At 60.6% G+C, this 17,883-nt stretch carries 15 protein-coding genes; 12 read left to right on the top strand and 3 right to left on the bottom strand.

Annotated features, from left to right (window positions below; translation table 11 throughout):
* Positions 1-70 precede the first annotated feature (70 nt).
* The gene (locus tag ACTG2U_RS11970) at positions 71-568 is read left to right on the top strand and encodes a lactoylglutathione lyase family protein (protein WP_042031906.1); all 498 of its coding nucleotides are present in this window, start codon (positions 71-73) and stop codon (positions 566-568) included.
* Positions 569-777: 209 nt separating this feature from the next.
* Positions 778-2,670, top strand: a complete 1,893-nt coding sequence (locus ACTG2U_RS11965) for a methyl-accepting chemotaxis protein (protein WP_439974525.1) — start codon at positions 778-780, stop codon at positions 2,668-2,670.
* A 65-nt stretch (positions 2,671-2,735) separates the two neighbouring features.
* On the opposite strand, the gene ACTG2U_RS11960 is transcribed toward ACTG2U_RS11965, so the two are convergent.
* Entirely contained in the window at positions 2,736-3,248 is a 513-nt protein-coding gene (locus ACTG2U_RS11960) for a lipocalin family protein (protein WP_005356301.1), read from the bottom strand.
* Between the two features lie 17 nt (positions 3,249-3,265).
* Positions 3,266-4,168: an AraC family transcriptional regulator gene (locus ACTG2U_RS11955; protein ID WP_019446575.1), complete on the bottom strand. Its 903-nt coding sequence runs from the start codon at positions 4,166-4,168 to the stop codon at positions 3,266-3,268.
* Positions 4,169-4,325: 157 nt separating this feature from the next.
* On the opposite strand from ACTG2U_RS11955, the gene yqhD reads away from it, so the two are divergent.
* The 8 genes from yqhD to ACTG2U_RS11915 all read left to right on the top strand — a co-directional run bounded on the left by yqhD (position 4,326) and on the right by ACTG2U_RS11915 (position 14,997).
* On the top strand, positions 4,326-5,489 hold the full coding sequence (gene yqhD / locus ACTG2U_RS11950) for an alcohol dehydrogenase (RefSeq protein WP_139734458.1): 1,164 nt from the start codon (positions 4,326-4,328) through the stop codon (positions 5,487-5,489).
* Positions 5,490-5,996: 507 nt separating this feature from the next.
* Positions 5,997-7,523 carry a Re/Si-specific NAD(P)(+) transhydrogenase subunit alpha gene (gene pntA, locus ACTG2U_RS11945; RefSeq protein WP_421322318.1) on the top strand — a complete coding sequence of 509 codons (1,527 nt, stop codon included), beginning with the start codon at positions 5,997-5,999 and terminating at the stop codon, positions 7,521-7,523.
* A gap of 11 nt (positions 7,524-7,534) precedes the next feature.
* Positions 7,535-9,019, top strand: a complete 1,485-nt coding sequence (gene pntB, locus ACTG2U_RS11940) for a Re/Si-specific NAD(P)(+) transhydrogenase subunit beta (RefSeq protein WP_439974524.1) — start codon at positions 7,535-7,537, stop codon at positions 9,017-9,019.
* A 98-nt stretch (positions 9,020-9,117) separates the two neighbouring features.
* The gene (locus ACTG2U_RS11935) at positions 9,118-9,897 is read left to right on the top strand and encodes a substrate-binding periplasmic protein (RefSeq protein WP_439974523.1); all 780 of its coding nucleotides are present in this window, start codon (positions 9,118-9,120) and stop codon (positions 9,895-9,897) included.
* Positions 9,898-10,044: 147 nt separating this feature from the next.
* Positions 10,045-10,713 carry a helix-turn-helix transcriptional regulator gene (locus ACTG2U_RS11930; RefSeq protein WP_439974522.1) on the top strand — a complete coding sequence of 223 codons (669 nt, stop codon included), beginning with the start codon at positions 10,045-10,047 and terminating at the stop codon, positions 10,711-10,713.
* A gap of 21 nt (positions 10,714-10,734) precedes the next feature.
* Positions 10,735-12,036 (top strand): L-cysteine desulfidase family protein, encoded by a 1,302-nt coding sequence (locus tag ACTG2U_RS11925; protein ID WP_439974521.1) that lies wholly within the window; start codon positions 10,735-10,737, stop codon positions 12,034-12,036.
* A gap of 133 nt (positions 12,037-12,169) precedes the next feature.
* Positions 12,170-13,570, top strand: coding sequence for an L-cystine transporter (locus tag ACTG2U_RS11920; protein ID WP_005339766.1), 1,401 nt, complete (start codon positions 12,170-12,172; stop codon positions 13,568-13,570).
* A 98-nt stretch (positions 13,571-13,668) separates the two neighbouring features.
* Positions 13,669-14,997 (top strand): CoA-disulfide reductase, encoded by a 1,329-nt coding sequence (locus ACTG2U_RS11915; RefSeq protein ID WP_439974520.1) that lies wholly within the window; start codon positions 13,669-13,671, stop codon positions 14,995-14,997.
* Between the two features lie 135 nt (positions 14,998-15,132).
* Here the strand turns inward: ACTG2U_RS11915 and ACTG2U_RS11910 are convergent, their stop codons facing one another.
* Positions 15,133-15,888: an outer membrane protein assembly factor BamD gene (locus ACTG2U_RS11910; protein WP_019446583.1), complete on the bottom strand. Its 756-nt coding sequence runs from the start codon at positions 15,886-15,888 to the stop codon at positions 15,133-15,135.
* Positions 15,889-16,005: 117 nt separating this feature from the next.
* Here ACTG2U_RS11910 and rluD point away from each other — a divergent pair, with 117 nt between their 5' ends.
* Together rluD and pgeF are read left to right on the top strand one after the other, a co-directional pair.
* Positions 16,006-16,986, top strand: coding sequence for a 23S rRNA pseudouridine(1911/1915/1917) synthase RluD (gene rluD / locus ACTG2U_RS11905; protein WP_005339771.1), 981 nt, complete (start codon positions 16,006-16,008; stop codon positions 16,984-16,986).
* Positions 16,987-17,098: 112 nt separating this feature from the next.
* Positions 17,099-17,836 carry a peptidoglycan editing factor PgeF gene (gene pgeF, locus ACTG2U_RS11900; protein WP_429013258.1) on the top strand — a complete coding sequence of 246 codons (738 nt, stop codon included), beginning with the start codon at positions 17,099-17,101 and terminating at the stop codon, positions 17,834-17,836.
* The last annotated feature ends 47 nt before the right edge of the window (positions 17,837-17,883 follow it).

Raw genomic sequence — 17,883 nt, 5'->3', positions numbered from 1 at the left:
CCTTATTTTTCATTATGGCGCCTCTTCCTATCATGTCACCTGTTTCCCACACACAATTTCAAGGTGACTTATGACTTACCCGCGCAACTTCTCCCACATCGGCATCACGGTGACTGACCTCGACAAGGCGGTCGAGTTCTATACCAAGGTGATGGGCTGGTATCTCATCATGCCGGCGACCACCATCAGCGAGGATGACTCCGCCATCGGCGTGATGTGCAACGACGTGTTTGGCCCGGGCTGGGGCTCCTTCCGCATCGCTCACCTCTCCACCGGCGACAAGATCGGCATCGAGCTGTTCGAGTTCCCCAACAGCGAGCAGCGCGAAAACAACTTCGAATTCTGGAAGACCGGAGTGTTCCACTTCAGCGTGCAGGATCCGGATGTCGAGGGGCTGGCGGCGCGCATCGTCGCGGCGGGCGGCAAGCAGCGGATGCCGGTGCGCGAGTACTACCCGGGCGAGAAGCCCTACCGCATGGTCTACATGGAAGATCCCTTCGGCAACATCATCGAGATCTACAGCCACAGCTATGAGCTGACCTACTCCGCCGGTGCATATCAGGGGTAAGTGACAGGCCGCCTTCGGGCGGCCTGCTGCTTTGTTGTGGTGATGGTCAGTAGCATGGAATAGCGATCTTGCTCACACGGATAGCGGCTTCTGTTGTTGATAGATGTAAAAGTATACAGATTCACTAAAGTCTGTTCAGAGAGTGGCCGATAGCCTCTATTACATCAGGGTCTTTCCCTGCTTCGTCACAACAACAAGGATCTGTCGTCATGACCCTCTCTTTGCGCGGCAAGCTGCTGGCAACCAGTCTCGGGGTGGTGCTGCTGATGGCATCACTGCTCGGCATCGTTGCCTTTCACACCCTCAAATCCCGCACCATGAGCGCCATCCAGAGCGAGGCGGTCAACTATGGTCACGCCTACTCGGTCGCCATCGGCGAATGGATGACGGATCGCAAGAACACAGTCCACGCGCTGGTCAACCTGATCAGCGATAACCCCCAAGCCGAGCTGGTGCCCCACCTGAAGCAGGCCTACACCTCCGGTGGATTCGGGCTTACCTATTTTGGCTCCGCGCAGGGGGTGATGACCCGGCAGGACCCCTCCCTCAACACCGGTAACTATGACCCGCGCGAGCGCCCCTGGTATCAGGATGCGGTGAAAGCGGGTCAGCTCATCGTCACTGCCCCCTATGTCAGCGTCACCATGCAGAAGCTGGTGGTCACCCTCTCCGAGCCGGTACGCCATCAGGGCGAGCTGGTCGGTGCCGTGGGGGCCAACCTGGCGCTCGACAAGCTTATCGACGAAGTGCTGGCGATGAAGGTGCAGGGTGAGGGCTACGCCATGCTGCTCGACAGCAGCGGCCTCATCGTCGGCCATCCGCAGAAGGATCTGGCGCTCAAGCCCATCGCCGAGCTGGCGCCGGGACTCTCGGCCGCCACCTTCCAGCAGTGGGGCCGCGAAAACAGCGAGCTGCACGCCGCCACTCTCGACGGGCGGGATGCGCTGCTGGCGGTACAACCGGTACCGGGCACCGACTGGCTGCTGGCCATGGTGATGTATCGCGATGTGCTGGAGGCTCCGCTCAGCAGTCTGCTGTGGGAGCTGGTGGGGCTGACTCTGGTGCTGATGCTGGTATTCAGCGCTCTGCTCACCGCCACCTTCAAATACCTGTTCGCCGATCTCGGTCGGGTCGCGCACGCCCTGCACGACATTGCCCACGGCGAGGGGGATCTCACCGTTCACATCAACACCCACAGCAAGGATGAGGTGGGTCAGCTGGCCCAGAACTTCAACCAGTTCGTGGCGCGGCTGCACGGCATCGTCAGCCGGTTGCGGGATGTGACCGTCGAGCTGGCGGCCCAGTCTCGCGCTCAGGCGGCCGGGGCGCAGGCCCGCAGTCAGCGGGTGCGCCAGCAGCAGGACGAGATCGTGATGGTGGCGACCGCGGTGACCGAGATGGCCTCCGCCACCCAGGAGATCGCCGGCAACGCCGAGTTTGCCGCCACTACCGCCACCGATGCGGTTGCACTGGCGGTCGCCGGTCAATCCCAGGTTGGCCAGAGTCAGCGCAGCATTACCGGTCTGGCGGACGAAGTGGCCGATGCCAGCCAGATCATCAATGAGCTGGACAGCCATGCCCAGAAGATCAGCGGTATTCTGGCGACCATCAGCGGCATCGCCGAGCAGACCAACCTGCTGGCGCTCAACGCCGCCATCGAGGCGGCCCGGGCCGGTGAGCAGGGCCGTGGTTTTGCGGTGGTGGCGGACGAGGTGCGGGTGCTGTCACGTCGTACCCACGACTCCACCGACGAGATCCAGCAGATGATCGAGACCCTGCAGCAGACCACCCGTCGCGCCGTGGGTGGCATGGAGACCAGCCGTCAGCTGGCGGGTACCAGCGTCGAGGATGCGGAAGCGGCCAACCAGAGCCTTGCCCGGATCAACGAGGCGATCGGCTCCATCAGCGACATGGCGACTCAGATCGCGGCGGCGGCCGAGGAGCAGACTTCGGTGACCGGCGAGATCAGCCGCAATACCGAGAATATCCGCCACGTCTCGCAAGAGCTGGCCGAGCAGGCGGGCAGCGAGGCGGCGCAGTCGGCCGAACTCAAGTCGCTGACCGAGCGACTGGAGCAGGAGATCGGCCGCTTCCGGCTCTGACATCCCGCCACGCCAGCAACAGAAAGGGCAGCCCGTGGGCTGCCCTTTGTTATTTTACGGCTGGCTTAAGGGGTCTGCTTGACCCAAATCAGCTGGTCGGTGGCAAAGCCCAGCGACTTCGCTTTGGCGACCAGCGCATCCACCTTCGCCTTGGGCGGGTTGGGTGAGCGGGAGAGGATCCAGAGGTAGTCGTGGTTGTAGCTGGTCACCAGCGAGAGCTGGTAATCGGGGTCGAGGTCGATGACGTTGTAGCCGCCGTAGAAGGGGCCGAAGAAACTCACCTTGAGCCGCGCCTCGTCCGGGTTGCCGACGAAGTAGGCCTTGCCCTCGGCTTCGCGCCAGCTGCCATCGCTCTGCTTGCCGCGGTTGAGCACCTTGACGCCGCCATCATCCCGCAGGCTGTAGGTGGCGCTCACCTGCTCCAGCCCCCGCTCGAAGCTGTGGTCGAGGCGGGCAATCTCATACCAGGTGCCAAGATAACGATCGAGCTGGAAGCCGGTGACGGGGCGAATGCCGTCGGCAATCCCGGTACAGGCCGTCAGCAGTAAAGCGGTGAACAGGCAAAGCAGTGAACGCATAAGTAATCCCTCTCTTGTTATCCCTCGATGATGCGCAGCTGGCCATCCCGGAAGCGGGAGGCCTGATCCGTCGGCGTGCTGCCGAAGAAGCGCTTGTACTCCCGACTGAACTGGGAGTTGCTCTCGTAACCGACTCTGGCTGCCGCGGTGCCCGCCTTGATGCCATCGTGCAGCATCATCATCCGCGCCTTGTGCAGGCGAAACGACTTGATGTACTGCAGCGGCGAGGTGGCAGTGACCGCCTTGAAGTGGTGGTGAAAGGCGGAGACGCTCATGTTCACCTCCCGCGCTAGCTCCTCCATGGTGAGGTTGTCGGCATAACGAGACTCTATCATACGCAGCACCCGTGCGATCTGGCCCACATGGTTGTGGCGATTGGCGAGCGCTTGCAGCGCCGGGCCGCCCCCCTCGGTGAGGGCGTGAAACAGCATCTCGCGCACCGTCTGCGGTCCCAGCACCCTGGCGTGCAGCGGGTTGTCCATCAGCTCGATCAGTCGCTCGGCGGCGCAGAACATGGTTTCCGACAGGGGGACCGAGTGGACGCCGCTCTTTTGCGGCGCGGGTGCGGGCAGGGCATCGCCCAGCTCCAACAGCAGCTCTTGCAGGGTGACCAGATCGATCTCGATGGTAAACCCGATAAGCGGCTGCTCGGGGGAGGCGAAGCACTCGCACTCGCAGGGCAGCGGCAGGGTCATCAGCAGGTAGTGGTTGGGGTCGTAGCGAAACACCTGATCCGCCAGATAACCCACCTTGTGTCCCTGCAGGATAACGATCATCCGCGGTTGGTAGAGCACCGGGGTGCGGCCATGGTGCTCGGTGGTATAGATGAGGTTGACCTGTTTCACCGGTGATGGGGTGATGCCGGGGGCGGTGACGTGGCGGGTCAATCTGGCGGCGAGGTCGCTGTAACGGTTTTGCATGGGCACTCTTTGATTCGACAGTTCCGGTTTTCGCTGCTTTGTAGAAATAGGCAAGAATCAAGCAGGATGTTGTCTTGATGGTAGGGTGGTTCTGGAGAAAAATGCAATCACGATTTCGCGGCCAGGCCGCCCTGACTATCAGAAGAAGGCAATGTCGATGAACAACTTTACTCTCCATACCCCGACCAAAATCCTGTTCGGCCAAGGGCAGATCGCCCAGTTGCGCGAGCAGCTCCCGAGCGATGCCCGCGTCATGATCACCTATGGCGGCGGCAGCGTGGTGCGCAGCGGCCTGCTGGAACAGATCCGCAACGAGCTGGCTGGCATGACCCTGTTTGAATTTGGCGGCATCGAGCCGAACCCGGCCTACGAGACCCTGATGGGCGCCGTGGAGCTGGCCCGTGCCGAGCGGGTCGACTTCCTGCTCGCCGTTGGCGGTGGCTCCGTGCTCGATGGCACCAAGTTTATCGCCGCTGCTGCGCACTACGATCTGGCCAAGGATCCCTGGCACATTCTCGAAACCGTCGGCAGCGAAGTGCGTTCCGCCATCCCGCTCGGTTCCGTGCTGACCCTGCCGGCGACCGGTTCCGAAATGAACATGGGCGCCGTCATCACCCGTCGCAGCAGTGGCGACAAGGTGCACTTCTTCTCGCCGTTCGTGATGCCGCGCTTCGCCGTGCTGGATCCGGTGCTCACCTACACCCTGCCCGAGCGTCAGGTGGCGAACGGGGTGGTGGATGCCTTTGTTCACATCGTGGAGCAGTACCTCACCTATCCGGTCAATGCCAAGGTGCAGGATCGCTTCGCCGAAGGCTTGCTGCTGACCCTGATCGAAGAGGGCCCCAAGGCGCTGGCCGAGCCGCACAACTACGAGGTACGCGCCAACATCATGTGGAGCGCCACCATGGCGTTGAACGGCCTGATCGGTGCCGGTGTACCACAGGATTGGGCCACTCACATGTTGGGCCACGAGCTGACTGCCCTGCACGGCCTCGACCACGCCCAGACTCTGGCGGTGGTGCTGCCTGCCCTGCTGCAGGCCAAGCGCAAACAGAAGCATGCCAAGCTGCTGCAATACGCAGAGCGGGTGTGGGGTCTGCACAGCGGCAGCGAAGCGGAGCGCATCGACGATGCCATCGCCGCGACCCGCGACTTCTTCGAGCGGATGGGGGTCAAGACCCGACTGCGCGACTACGGTCTGAAAGATCTGGGTATCGACACCCTGATCGGCAAGCTGGGTGAGCACGGTATGACTGCCATCGGCGAGCACGGCGACATCGATCTGGTGCAGAGCCAGCATATTTATGAAGCGGCCTGGTAAGGGCCACCAATCGGTGCCAAACGGGCGAAACGATTGAATTGCCGGGGCCCTCTCCCGCCATCTGGCGGCTGAGCGGCCCCGCTTTTGTTGGGAAAATGTTACTTTTCGGCGTTTCGCTGCGAGAAGTGAGACGAAAGCGGATTTCGTAAGAACAAAAAACGCTAAGATAGAGGGCCGGTAAAACATTTTTTTTGACTGGTTGGATCACTTTTTTCAGCCGTTTTTACTGGTATAAGCCTCTAATTTGGTTTGTTTTTTTTAATCGTAGCCAGGGATGGGCTGAATTCTGTACGAGTGCCGTCGGGACTGCGGTTGTAATAAAACTCCAAAATTTGATACTAATCACCTTCGCGCCTGAAAAGCGGGGGCCTGACCATGACAGGAGGTTGAGGTAAAGCCTACTGATTTTCATAACAAAGAGCCCTGGACCTGCACTTTGGTCATGTCTTGTTTCGTCAGAAGTGAGACACTGGGCAGCGATTGTTTATTAACCATCAGGGAATAGTCATGCAGATTGGAATACCGAGAGAGAGTCTCGCCGGTGAGACCCGGGTCGCAGCGACCCCGGCTACCGTCGAGCAGCTGAAAAAGCTCGGCTTCGAGGTCGCCATCGAGACCGGCGCAGGCCTGTCGGCCAGCTTCGATGATGCCGCCTTCGAGGCTGCCGGTGCCAGCGTGGTGCCGAATGTCTGGCAAGCCGACCTTATCTTCAAGGTCAATGCGCCGACCGATGCCGAGATCGCACAAATTAAAGATGGCGCCACTCTGGTGAGCTTCATCTGGCCTGCCCAGAACCCTGAGCTGGTCAAGAAGCTGTCCGAACGCAACATCAATGTGATGGCGATGGATATGGTGCCGCGGATCTCCCGTGCCCAGTCCCTCGATGCCCTCTCCTCCATGGCCAACATCGGTGGCTATCGCGCCGTGGTTGAAGCTGCGCACCAGTTCGGTCGCTTCTTCACCGGTCAAATCACCGCAGCCGGTAAAGTGCCGCCTGCCAAGGTACTGGTGATTGGTGCCGGTGTTGCCGGTCTGGCTGCCATCGGTACGGCCGGTTCCCTCGGTGCCATCGTGCGTGCGTTCGATACCCGTCTGGAAGTGGCCGAGCAGATCGAATCCATGGGTGGGGAATTCCTCAAGCTGGACTTCGGTGGCGAAGACGGCGCATCCAGTGATGGTTACGCCAAAGTCATGTCTGATGAGTTCATCAAGGCCGAGATGGAGCTGTTCGCCCAGCAGGCCAAAGAGGTGGACATCATCATCACCACCGCCCTGATCCCGGGCAAGCCGGCTCCCAAGCTGATCACCAAAGAGATGGTCGACAGCATGAAGCCGGGCTCCGTCATCGTGGACATGGCCGCTCAGGCTGGCGGCAACTGTGAATACACAGTGCCGGGTGAACTGCATGTCACCGCCAACGGCGTCAAGGTGATCGGTTACACCGATCTGCCGGGTCGTCTGCCTGCCCAGTCCTCCCAGCTCTACGGTACCAACCTGGTCAACCTGATGAAGCTGATGTGCAAGGAGAAGGACGGCAACGTCGCCATCGACTTCGAGGACGTGGTTCAGCGCAACATGACGGTGATCCAGGCCGGTGAAGTGACCTTCCCGCCGCCCGCCATCTCCGTCTCTGCCGCCCCGCAGAAACCGGCCGCCGCCAAACCGGCCGCCAAGAAGGAAGAGGCCAAGCCTTCCAACAAGAAGTTCGTGTTCGGTGCCCTCAGCATCGCCGCCTTCGGCTGGATCGCCTCCGTTGCCCCGGCAGCCTTCCTCTCCCACTTCACCGTATTCATCCTGGCCTGTGTGGTCGGTTACTACGTGGTGTGGAACGTATCGCACGCCCTGCACACGCCGCTGATGTCGGTCACCAATGCCATCTCCGGCATTATCGTGGTCGGTGCCCTGCTGCAGATCGGGCAAGGGTCGACTCTGGTTACCGCATTGGCCTTCATCGCCGTGCTGATTGCCAGTATCAACATCTTCGGCGGCTTCACCGTCACTCAGCGCATGCTGAAGATGTTCCGTAAGGATTAAGGGGGTTTAACGTGTCTCAAGGACTGGTAACAGCATCCTATATCGTTGCCGCCGTGCTCTTCATCCTCAGTCTCGCGGGACTGTCGAAGCAAGAAACGGCCAAGCATGGCAACTTGTTCGGTATTGCGGGTATGGCTATCGCCCTGCTCGCCACCGTATTCAACCCGGAGACCAGTGGTGTTCACTGGATCATTCTGGCCATGGTGATCGGCGGTGCCATCGGCGTGCGTCTGGCACTCAAGGTCGAAATGACCGAGATGCCCGAGCTGGTGGCCGTGCTGCACAGCTTCGTGGGTATGGCGGCAGTGCTGGTGGGCTTCAACAGTTTCATCGATCTGCACCCCTCTGCACCTGCTGAGGTGGTCGTCTCCGTCGGTTCCAATCTGGATGCCACCCTGGCAGCCGCCCGTGCGGCGTTCGAGCAGGCCAACAGCGTTGCTCAGGTCGAGCACCTGACCGGCGCCATGCTGAACATCCACTTGGTCGAGATCTTCCTGGGCGTCTTCATCGGTGCCGTAACCTTTACCGGTTCCGTGGTTGCCTTCGGCAAACTGCGCGGTCTGATCTCCTCCAAGCCGCTGATGCTGCCACACCGCCACAAGCTGAACCTGCTGGCCGTGGTCGCTTCTCTGGCGCTGATGGTCTACTTTGTCAACGCGGGCGGCTCTACCTTCGCCCTGCTGGTGATGACCCTGATCGCCTTCGCCTTCGGCTGGCATCTGGTTGCCTCCATCGGTGGCGCCGACATGCCGGTCGTGGTCTCCATGCTGAACTCCTACTCCGGTTGGGCAGCAGCAGCTGCGGGCTTCATGCTCTCCAACGACCTGCTGATCGTCACCGGTGCTCTGGTAGGTTCCTCCGGTGCGATCCTCTCTTACATCATGTGCAAGGCGATGAACCGCTCCTTCATCTCCGTGATCGCCGGTGGCTTCGGCTCCGATGGCGTGGCCTCCACGGCTGATCAGGAGATGGGCGAATACCGCGAAACCAGCGCCGAGGAAGTTGCTGACCTGCTGAAGAACGCCAGCTCCGTCATCATCACCCCGGGCTACGGCATGGCGGTGGCTCAGGCCCAGTATCCGGTGGCTGAAATCACCCAGAAGCTGCGTGATCGTGGCGTCAAGGTGCGCTTCGGTATCCACCCGGTTGCCGGTCGTCTGCCTGGCCACATGAACGTGCTGCTGGCGGAGGCGAAAGTCCCGTATGACATCGTGCTGGAAATGGACGAGATCAACGACGACTTCGCCGATACCGATACCGTGCTGGTGATTGGTGCCAACGACACCGTCAACCCGGCCGCTATGGAAGATCCGGGCAGCCCGATCGCCGGTATGCCGGTACTGGAAGTGTGGAAAGCGCAGAACGTCATCGGCTTCAAACGCTCCATGAACACTGGCTACGCCGGTGTCCAGAACCCGCTGTTCTTCAAGGAAAATACCCAGATGCTGTTTGGCGATGCCAAGGCCAGCGTCGAGGCCATCCTGAAAGCACTGTAAGTGCCATTCAGAGAGTGGATATCAAGGAGGCTTCGGCCTCCTTTTTTATTGCTCATCCCTTGTATATCCTCAATCCATACGGACCATGAGGGATCTCCATGATGTGGTGTCAGGGTTGGCGAAGGATCGGGTTGTACGGCTGGCTGCTCGTCTCCCTGTTTGGTGCTGGTTCGGCCGTAGCAGCGGACGAGCCGCCGACACTGACGCTGCTGACCGAGCTGTGGCCCCCTTATGTGATGCGTGGTGACAATGGCGAGCTGGCCGGCGCCGATCTCGATCTGGCCTGCGCCGTGTTGCGCCAGATGGGTTATCGCACTGAAATCAGGGTGCTGCCCTGGAAGCGGGTTCTGCAGCAGGCCCGTCTCAGGCAGGGGGATGCGGTGCTCGATGTCTTCTTTGAACCTTCCCGCCAGCACTGGCTCCACTACCCCGAAGAGCCGCTCTCTTACAGCGGCGAGGTGCTCTTCTATCCGACGGCTCGTCCGGTGGATTTCAAGCAGCTCTCCGACCTCAAGGGTCTGCGGATAGGTATTCAGGAAGATTATGCCTACAGCCCCGATTTTCTGACCGATCCCGAGGTGCTCCGGATGCCGATGACGGGGGAGGGGAATGCCATCAAACAGCTGCATCTGATGATGGCCGGTCGTCTGGACGGGGTGGTGCTCAACGAGCGGGTCGGTCGCTACTTGCTGCACACTCAGGGGTTGCAGGATCAGGTGAACCACGGCTCGCGCCTGCTGACCGACGACAACCGCAACTTCCTCGCGTTTACCCACAAGCCCGGCCACGACCAGCTGGCTATCCGCTTCTCCTCTGCCCTCAAGGCGTTCAAACAGACCCCCGCCTACAAGCAGCTGCTGGCCCGCTATCACCACTGAGTTGCCGCCCTGCTGTGCGCCGCTTCACAATTTGTCGCACTTTGTTAAAAGGTGGGCATAATGGCGAACAAAAAGGGGATGCCGCTCAACATTAGTTGATCTTGTTGATAGTAGAATCAACTGCGGTTTACTCAAAGTTACTCATATATGTCCACAGCAGCCACCACTGACCAGATCAATTCGTTAACGGATGAAGAACGTCATCTGATCGCCAGTTTCGAGCCCGCAGTCGAGGCGCTGGCCGCGCTGTTTGGCGCGGGGTGCGAGGTGGTGTTGCATGCGTTCGATACGCTGGATGCATCGGTCATCAAGATTGCCAACGGCCATGTCACCGGTCGTCGGGAGGGGGCGCCGGTCACCGACTTTGCCCTCAACCGCTTGCAGGGGGAGGCGGGCAGCCAGTGGAGCAGCTACTTCAGCCGTACCCGCGACGGGACGCTGATGAAGTCCTCCTCCATCACCATCAGCAACCGGCAGGGCAAGCCCATCGGCATGCTCTACGTGAACTTCAGTCTGGATACCTCCCTTGGCAGCCTGCTCGATACTTTTGCGCTGCCAGCGGCACCGGCGCCGCTCAACAACGAGACCTTTGCCAGCTCGGTGGATGATCTGGTGACTCAAGTGATTGAGAAGGTGGATCGGGACGATTCGCTCTCCTGCACGGTGCGCAACAAGGAGATAGTGACCCGGCTCTTCGACATGGGGATCTTCGAGATCAAGGAGGCGGCCCAGCTGGTTGCCCGGATGCTCGGCATCTCCCGTCATACTGTTTATCTGCATATCCGTAATCACAAAGCGGATCTGAACAAGCAATAACTGCCTGCGGGCACCCTGAACATGAGAAACACTGCGATGAAAGCACAATGGACCGACTTTATTACCCTGCTCAAGCGTGAAGTGGTGCCGGCCCTGGGCTGTACCGAGCCGATGTCGGTGGCGCTGGCAGCGGCAAACTGCCGCAAGCTGCTGGGGGAGACCCCGACCCGCATCAGCGTCTGGGTCAGTGGCAATCTGTTCAAGAACGGCATGGGGGTCGGGGTGCCGGGCACCGGCATGATCGGTCTGCCGGTGGCCGCTGCGGTCGGCATCACAGGGGGCAATCCCGATGCCGGGCTGGAGGTGCTCAAGACTCTCACCCCGGCCCAGGTCGAGGCGGCCAAGGCGTTGCTGCCGGTGATCAAGATGGATGTGAAGGATGTACCGGACGTGCTCTACGCCGAGGTGCTGGCTGAAATTGAAGGGCACAGCGCCCGGGTGGTGATCTGTACCGACCACACCCGCATCATCCTGATGGAGAAGGATGGCGAGGTGCTGATGGAGCAGGCCAGTGCCCCCGGCGTGCAGATCCAGCCAGCCAAATCCGCCAAACCGACCATGACCCTGCGGGAGATCGTCGATTTTGCATTGGAAGTGCCGCTGGCGGAGATCGACTTTATCCGCGAGGCCGCCACCATGAATCAGGCGCTGGCAGATGAAGGATTACAGGGTTACGGTCTGAAGATCGGCAAGATCCTCACCGAACAGGTGGAGCGCAAGCTGCTCTCCGATGACCTGATGACGCTGGCGATGCGCCTCTCCTCCGCCGCCTCCGATGCGCGGATGGATGGCGCCATGCTGCCCGCCATGTCCAACTCCGGTTCCGGCAATCAGGGCATTGCCGCCACCATGCCTGTGGTCGCGGCCGCCCGCTTCCTCAAGGCGAGCGACGAGCAGCTGACCCGAGCGTTGGTGATGAGCCATCTGGTGGCCATCTACATCAAGACCTATCAGAACAAGCTGTCGGCCCTCTGCGCCGCCAGTACCGCCGCCATGGGGGCCGGTGCCGCCATCACTTGGCTGCTGGGCGGCCAGTATCAGCAGATCAGCCACTGCATCAACAACATGATTGGCGATGTCTCCGGCATCATCTGCGACGGCGCGGGCAGCGCCTGCTCCATGAAGGTCTCCACTTCCACCTCGGCGGCGGTTAAGTCTTCGCTGATGGCTATCAACAACCTGCATGTCCCCCAGAGCGAGGGGATCGTCTCCGATGATGTGGACCAGACCATCGCCAATCTGGGCCGCCTCTCCAAAGAGGGGATGCTGGATACCGACATCGAAATCATCAACATCATGCGAGCGAAACAGCAGAAGCAGTGAATCTGTGACAAGGGGGCGATAGACCCCCTTGTTCTTGTCACGACGGCGCAGACCGTCTGACACGGTTGCCAGGGCAAGCATGGCGCTTGCTCTTGTTTCTCGGGCGCAAGCCCACTTTTTGGGGAGTCATACCATGACATTTAGCGTTATCGGCAATCTGGCCATCGCCGCCATCTTGCTGTTCTTTCTCTACCGGTTACAGGAAAAACATGTGAGCTTCACCCGCCGGGTATTTGCCGGTCTGGGGCTCGGTATTCTGTTCGGCGCCGCGTTGCAACTGCTTTACGGTGCTGGTTCGTCCGTCATTGTTCAGACCATCGACTATCTGGATATTGTGGGTAGCGGCTATGTGAAGCTGCTGCAGATGATCATCATCCCGCTGATCATGGTCTCCATCATCAGCGCCATTCTCAAGCTCAATGGCGGCACTGCGCTGGGCAAGATCAGCGCCATGACCATAGGCGTGCTGATCTTCACCACCGCTATCGCCGCCGGGGCGGGCATCCTGATGTCCAACCTGTTTGGCCTGACCGCTGAAGGACTCACCTCCGGTGCTGCCGAAAGCGCCCGGGGCGCCGCGCTGCAGACCACCCTCGGCAGCGTCGAGAGCATGTCCTTTGCCAAGATGATGCTTGAGTTCATTCCTGCCAACCCCTTCCTCGACATGACCGGGGCGCGCAAGACCTCCACCATCGCCGTGGTGATCTTCTCCATCTTCATCGGCCTCTCTGCCACCGGCATTGCCCGCAAGAAGCCGGAGATCTTCGCCAGCTTCAGCCACTTCGTGGCCGTGGCTCATGCCATCGTAATGCGAATGGTGACTCTGGTGCTGCGCCTGACCCCATTCGGCGTACTGGCGCTGATGACCAAGGTGGTCTCCGGCTCCAACTATGCGGATATTCTTAACCTGCTCAGCTTTGTGATGGCCTCTTACGGCGCCATCGCCATCATGTTTGTCGTGCACCTGCTGCTGGTGAGCATGGTCGGCATCAACCCGCTGCGCTTCCTCAAGAAGATCACGCCGGTGCTGGCGTTTGCCTTCACCTCGCGCACCAGTGCGGGCTCCATCCCGATGAACGTGCAGACCCAGACCAAGTCGCTGGGTATTCCTGAGGGGATCGCCAACTTCGCCGCCTCCTTCGGTTCCACCATCGGTCAGAACGGCTGTGCCGGTATCTATCCGGCCATGCTGGCCGTGATGATTGCCCCGACCGTCGGGGTTAACCCGATGGATCCCGGCTTCATCATGACCCTGATCGCCATCATCACCGTCAGCTCCTTCGGGGTGGCCGGGATTGGCGGTGGCGCCACCTTTGCCGCGCTGATCGTGCTCTCCGCGCTGGACTTCCCGGTGGCGCTGGCCGGTCTGCTCATCTCCATCGAGCCGCTGATCGATATGGGCCGTACCGCGCTGAACGTCTCCGGCTCTATCACCGCAGGGACGGTCACCAGCCGTCTGATGGGCGAGACCGACATGCATGTGTTCAACAGCGATCACGAAGTGAGTTTGGACGGCGAAGAGTCCACCGTCTGATTTGCTGTCGGTTGATCTGCCCGTGGAAAGGGGTGACTCTTTCCCGTCATAGACCGCAGGGAGGGCATGCCCTCCCTGCGCCATTGAGAGGAAAAACTATGAGAATTCTGATCATCGGTGGTGAAGCCGCCGGTATGAGCGCGGCGGCCAAGGCGCGCCGTCTGGCCAAAGATGCCGACATCGTGGTGTATGAGGCCTCCGAGGTGATCTCTTTCGGTGCCTGCGGCCTGCCTTACTTCGTCGGTGACGAGTTTCAGGAGCCCGGTTACATGGCCGAGTTCACCCCCGAGCAGTTCGCCGCCAAGGGGATCGAGGTCAAGATTGGCCATCGGGTGCTGAGCGTCGATGCGGCTGCCCAGACTCTGGTGGTGGAGCACAACGGCGACACCTTCACCGATCGCTACGATCGCCTGATGATTGCCACCGGTGCCCGCGAAGTGATGCCCCCCATCCCCGGTCTGCAGCAGCAAGGGGTATTCGGTCTGCGCCGGATGGCCGACGGGCTGGCGCTCAAAGCTGCGGTGCAAGACAAGAACAATCGCCGCGCCCTGGTGATCGGTTCCGGCTTTATCGGGCTGGAAGTGGTCGAGGCGCTGGTCCATCAGGGTAAAGAGGTGCGCCTGATCGAGCTGGCGGAGCGGGTCATCCCCGATGCGTTTGATGGCGAGATCACCCAGCACATCGAAACCGAACTGCGCGAGCAGGGGGTCTCTCTCCATCCGGGTGAGCGAGTTGAAGCGCTGCTGGGGGATGGCCGGGTGACCGGCGTGCGTACCAGCCAGGGCGAGTACGAGGCTGATATCGTGGTGGTCTGCACCGGGGTCAAGCCCAACACCGAGTTTCTGGCCGATACCGGCATCGAGCGGCTCGGTAACGGCGCCATCAAGGTGGATCGTCAGGGACGCAGTTCGCTGACCAACGTCTGGTCGGCCGGCGACTGTGCCAGCGTCTGGCACAGCGTGAAGCAGCAGCAGGTTTATGTACCGCTCGCCACCATCGCCAACAAGCTGGGGCGCATGGTAGGCGAGAACCTGGCGGGTGCCGAGCAGGAGTTCCCCGGCACTTTGGGCTCTGCGGCGCTCAAGGTGCTGGGGCTGGAGGCGGGCCGTACCGGTCTTTCCGAGCAGGAAGCCAAGGCGATGGGCATCGACTATCGCACTGTGGTGATCAAGGACAAGTGCCACACCAACTACTGCCCGGGTCAGTCCGATATCCACGTCAAGCTGGTCTATGAGGCGGGCAGCAAGCGGCTGCTGGGCGGCCAGATCCTCGGTCGCAAGGGGGCGGTACACCGCATCGACGCGCTGGCGGTGGCCATCACCATGGGGGTGACCACCGAGCAGCTCGGCATGCTGGACTTTGCCTATGCGCCGCCCTTCTCCCGCACCTGGGATGCCCTGAACGTGGCGGGTAACGTCGCGAAGTAAGCGTTGCGATGACGGCGCCGTTACGCGGATTCTGCTCTGCAGAGCAATCTGCGGGTAATAGCTGAGGGTAAATTGCAGCGATAAAAAAACCGATGCCAAGGCATCGGTTTTTTGTTACCGGTTTATCCGTATCACTCAGCCACGGCCGAGGCGGTTCTCCGGGTAGTTCTTGGCAAGCACTTCGCGGGCATGCTTGGCCAGCTGCGGCATCTTCAGAGCGTCGTAAGACTCGACCATGATCTCCAGTGCCTTCTCGGTTTCGGCTGTGTCGGGGTAGGTCTCGACAATCAGCTTGGCCCGGTTGGCGGCTGCGACCAGTGCATCACGCTTCACATAATACTCGGCCACGCTCAGGTCATATCGGGCCAGACGATTCTTCAGGCCAATCATGCGAGCGCGGGCATCGGCGGCATAGACACTGTTGGGGTAGTTCTGCAACAGGGTCTTGAAGTCCTGGAATGCCTGACGGGCATAAGCCGGGTCTTTGTCGTCACGATCGATACCGAACAGGCTCTGGAAGAAGTTGTAATCCGCCGCCATGTTGGTTAGGCCGCGCATATAGAAGACGTAATCGATATTTTTATGCGCCGGATTGAGGCGGATAAAACGGTCGATATTGGCGATCGCCTGAGCGGTATCATCCTGCTTGTAGTAGGCATAGATGAGGTCAAGCTGCACCTGATTGGAGTAGGCACCGAACGGGTAGCGAGAGTCCAAAGCCTCCAGCAATTCAGTGGCTTGCACGTAATTGCCAACGTCCAGTTTGAGGCGTGCTTTCTGGTACAGGGTCTCCGGCGGTTCGTCGGGTACCTTGGGTTTGGTGCTGGAACAGCCTGTGATCAAGGTAGCGACCAAGGCGAGCGACATCAGCAGGTGAGACTTCTTTCCCATCAACAACATCCGGTCCATTTCCACGAAATTGGCAAAGTATCCGTTATGCTTGGCTAAAAGAAAAGCTAGAATACCCGGATTATTTCGAATTGATACCCCCCGCTCAAGAGACCATACATGAGCCAGCATATTGAACTGACAGGCGAATTCCAGGATCACCAATTCGGGCAGCGACTCGACCAGGCCCTGGCCGAATTGTTTCCAGACTACTCCCGCACCCGCATCAAGGAGTGGATTTTACAGGACAGAGTGACCCTGGACGGTCAGGTTGCCAACACCCCGCGCGAGAAGATTCTGGCCGGGCAGCAGGTGCATGTGAATGTCGAGCTGGAAGATGATACCCGCTGGGATGCCCAGGATATCGAGCTCAACATCGTTTATGAAGATGAACACATTCTGGTGATCGACAAACCGGCCGGTCTGGTGGTTCACCCGGGCGCAGGTACGCCGGATGGCACCATCCTCAACGCCCTGCTGCACCGCTACCCCGGCATTGCCGAGGTGCCCCGTGCCGGTATCGTGCACCGTCTGGATAAAGACACCACAGGTTTGATGGTGGTTGCCAAAACCGTACCCGCCCAGACCCATCTGGTGGAAGCGTTGCAGGCGCGCCAGATCACCCGTGAGTACGAAGCGATCGCCATCGGTCACATGACCGCAGGCGGTACCGTCGATGCGCCCATCGGTCGTCACCCGACCCAGCGTACCCACATGGCCGTGGTGCCCAATGGTCGTCCTTCCGTAACTCACTACCGGGTGCACGAGAAGTTCCGTGGCCACACCCGTCTGCGTCTGCGTCTGGAGACCGGCCGTACCCACCAGATCCGTGTCCACATGGCCCACATCAAGCACCCGCTGGTGGGCGATCCCGCTTACGGTGGCCGTCTGCGCCCGCTGCGCAACGCGACCCCTGAGCTGACTCAGGCACTGCGTAACTTCAACCGTCAGGCGCTGCATGCCACCATGCTGCAACTGGCTCACCCCATCACGGGGGAAGTGATGCAGTGGCACTCAGCTACACCGCAAGACATGGTGGAGCTGATGGAAGTGCTGCGAGCGGATACTCTCGCCAATCCGGATGATTTAGTCTGGAACTGATGCGATAGGGCCTGCTGCGTCGTTTTCTGGCGTCATCCGGCCCGAACAGATGCCAAACGGGGTTCCCTTGCAGGAGCCCCGTTTTTATATCGGTGAATTGAAGGAGTCACAGATGAAATGGATCGAACCCGACTGGCCAGCCCCGGCGTGTGTCAGGGCGTTGTCGACCACCCGGGATGGCGGCGTCAGTGAAGGGGTCTTTGCCGGTCTCAATCTGGGCGCCCATGTGGGTGACGAACCGGCGCGAGTCGAGGCCAATCGCGCCCGCTTGCAGCAGGCGGCCGTCATCCCGGGGCCCCTTAACTGGCTTAATCAGGTGCACGGCACCGTGGTTCATCAGGTCAGCAGCCATTATCAGCAAGCACCGGATGCCGATGCCGCCTGCGCCCATGAGGCGGATCAGGCCTGCATCGTGATGACCGCCGACTGTCTGCCGGTGTTGTTTTGCGATCGGGCCGGTACCGTGGTCGCAGCGGCCCACGCAGGCTGGCGTGGACTGAAAGAGGGCGTGCTGGAGGCGAGCATCGCCGCCATGGGCTGCGAGCCGGTCGAGGTCCTGGCCTGGATGGGCCCGGCCATTGGCCCCACTGCATTTGAAGTGGGGGGAGAGGTGCGCGAGGCCTTTATGGCTGAGCAGGCTGGAGCAGAAGCGGCGTTCGTCCCTTCGTCCAACGACGGCAAATGGTTGGCGGATATCTACCAGCTGGCGCGGTTGCGCCTCGCCCGTGCCGGCGTTACCGCCGTCTATGGCGGCGAATACTGCACCTTCAGCGATAGCGAGCAGTTCTACTCCTATCGTCGCGACGGCCAGACCGGCCGGATGGCCTCCCTCATCTGGTTGGCCCGCTAAGCAATCACCCGCCAAGTAATACCCCGTCTCTCTCAAGAGCAGAGCCG

It is taken from the genome of Aeromonas sp. 95A (assembly GCF_051919235.1).
GTDB classification, from domain to species: domain Bacteria; phylum Pseudomonadota; class Gammaproteobacteria; order Enterobacterales; family Aeromonadaceae; genus Aeromonas; species Aeromonas veronii.
The sequence above is the reverse complement of the archived record's forward strand: the minus strand, read 5'-3'. Positions and strand labels throughout refer to the sequence as shown.

What these genes read in the sequence shown, in the direction of transcription:
- ACTG2U_RS11970 (WP_042031906.1), top strand. Translation starts at nt 71, where the DNA reads ATGACTTACCCGCGCAACTTCTCCCACATCGGCATCACGGTGACTGAC.
- ACTG2U_RS11965 (WP_439974525.1), top strand. Translation starts at nt 778, where the DNA reads ATGACCCTCTCTTTGCGCGGCAAGCTGCTGGCAACCAGTCTCGGGGTG.
- ACTG2U_RS11960 (WP_005356301.1), bottom strand. Translation starts at nt 3,248, where the DNA reads ATGCGTTCACTGCTTTGCCTGTTCACCGCTTTACTGCTGACGGCCTGT.
- ACTG2U_RS11955 (WP_019446575.1), bottom strand. Translation starts at nt 4,168, where the DNA reads ATGCAAAACCGTTACAGCGACCTCGCCGCCAGATTGACCCGCCACGTC.
- yqhD (WP_139734458.1), top strand. Translation starts at nt 4,326, where the DNA reads ATGAACAACTTTACTCTCCATACCCCGACCAAAATCCTGTTCGGCCAA.
- pntA (WP_421322318.1), top strand. Translation starts at nt 5,997, where the DNA reads ATGCAGATTGGAATACCGAGAGAGAGTCTCGCCGGTGAGACCCGGGTC.
- ACTG2U_RS11935 (WP_439974523.1), top strand. Translation starts at nt 9,118, where the DNA reads ATGATGTGGTGTCAGGGTTGGCGAAGGATCGGGTTGTACGGCTGGCTG.
- ACTG2U_RS11930 (WP_439974522.1), top strand. Translation starts at nt 10,045, where the DNA reads ATGTCCACAGCAGCCACCACTGACCAGATCAATTCGTTAACGGATGAA.
- ACTG2U_RS11925 (WP_439974521.1), top strand. Translation starts at nt 10,735, where the DNA reads ATGAGAAACACTGCGATGAAAGCACAATGGACCGACTTTATTACCCTG.
- ACTG2U_RS11920 (WP_005339766.1), top strand. Translation starts at nt 12,170, where the DNA reads ATGACATTTAGCGTTATCGGCAATCTGGCCATCGCCGCCATCTTGCTG.
- ACTG2U_RS11915 (WP_439974520.1), top strand. Translation starts at nt 13,669, where the DNA reads ATGAGAATTCTGATCATCGGTGGTGAAGCCGCCGGTATGAGCGCGGCG.
- ACTG2U_RS11910 (WP_019446583.1), bottom strand. Translation starts at nt 15,888, where the DNA reads ATGGGAAAGAAGTCTCACCTGCTGATGTCGCTCGCCTTGGTCGCTACC.
- rluD (WP_005339771.1), top strand. Translation starts at nt 16,006, where the DNA reads ATGAGCCAGCATATTGAACTGACAGGCGAATTCCAGGATCACCAATTC.
- pgeF (WP_429013258.1), top strand. Translation starts at nt 17,099, where the DNA reads ATGAAATGGATCGAACCCGACTGGCCAGCCCCGGCGTGTGTCAGGGCG.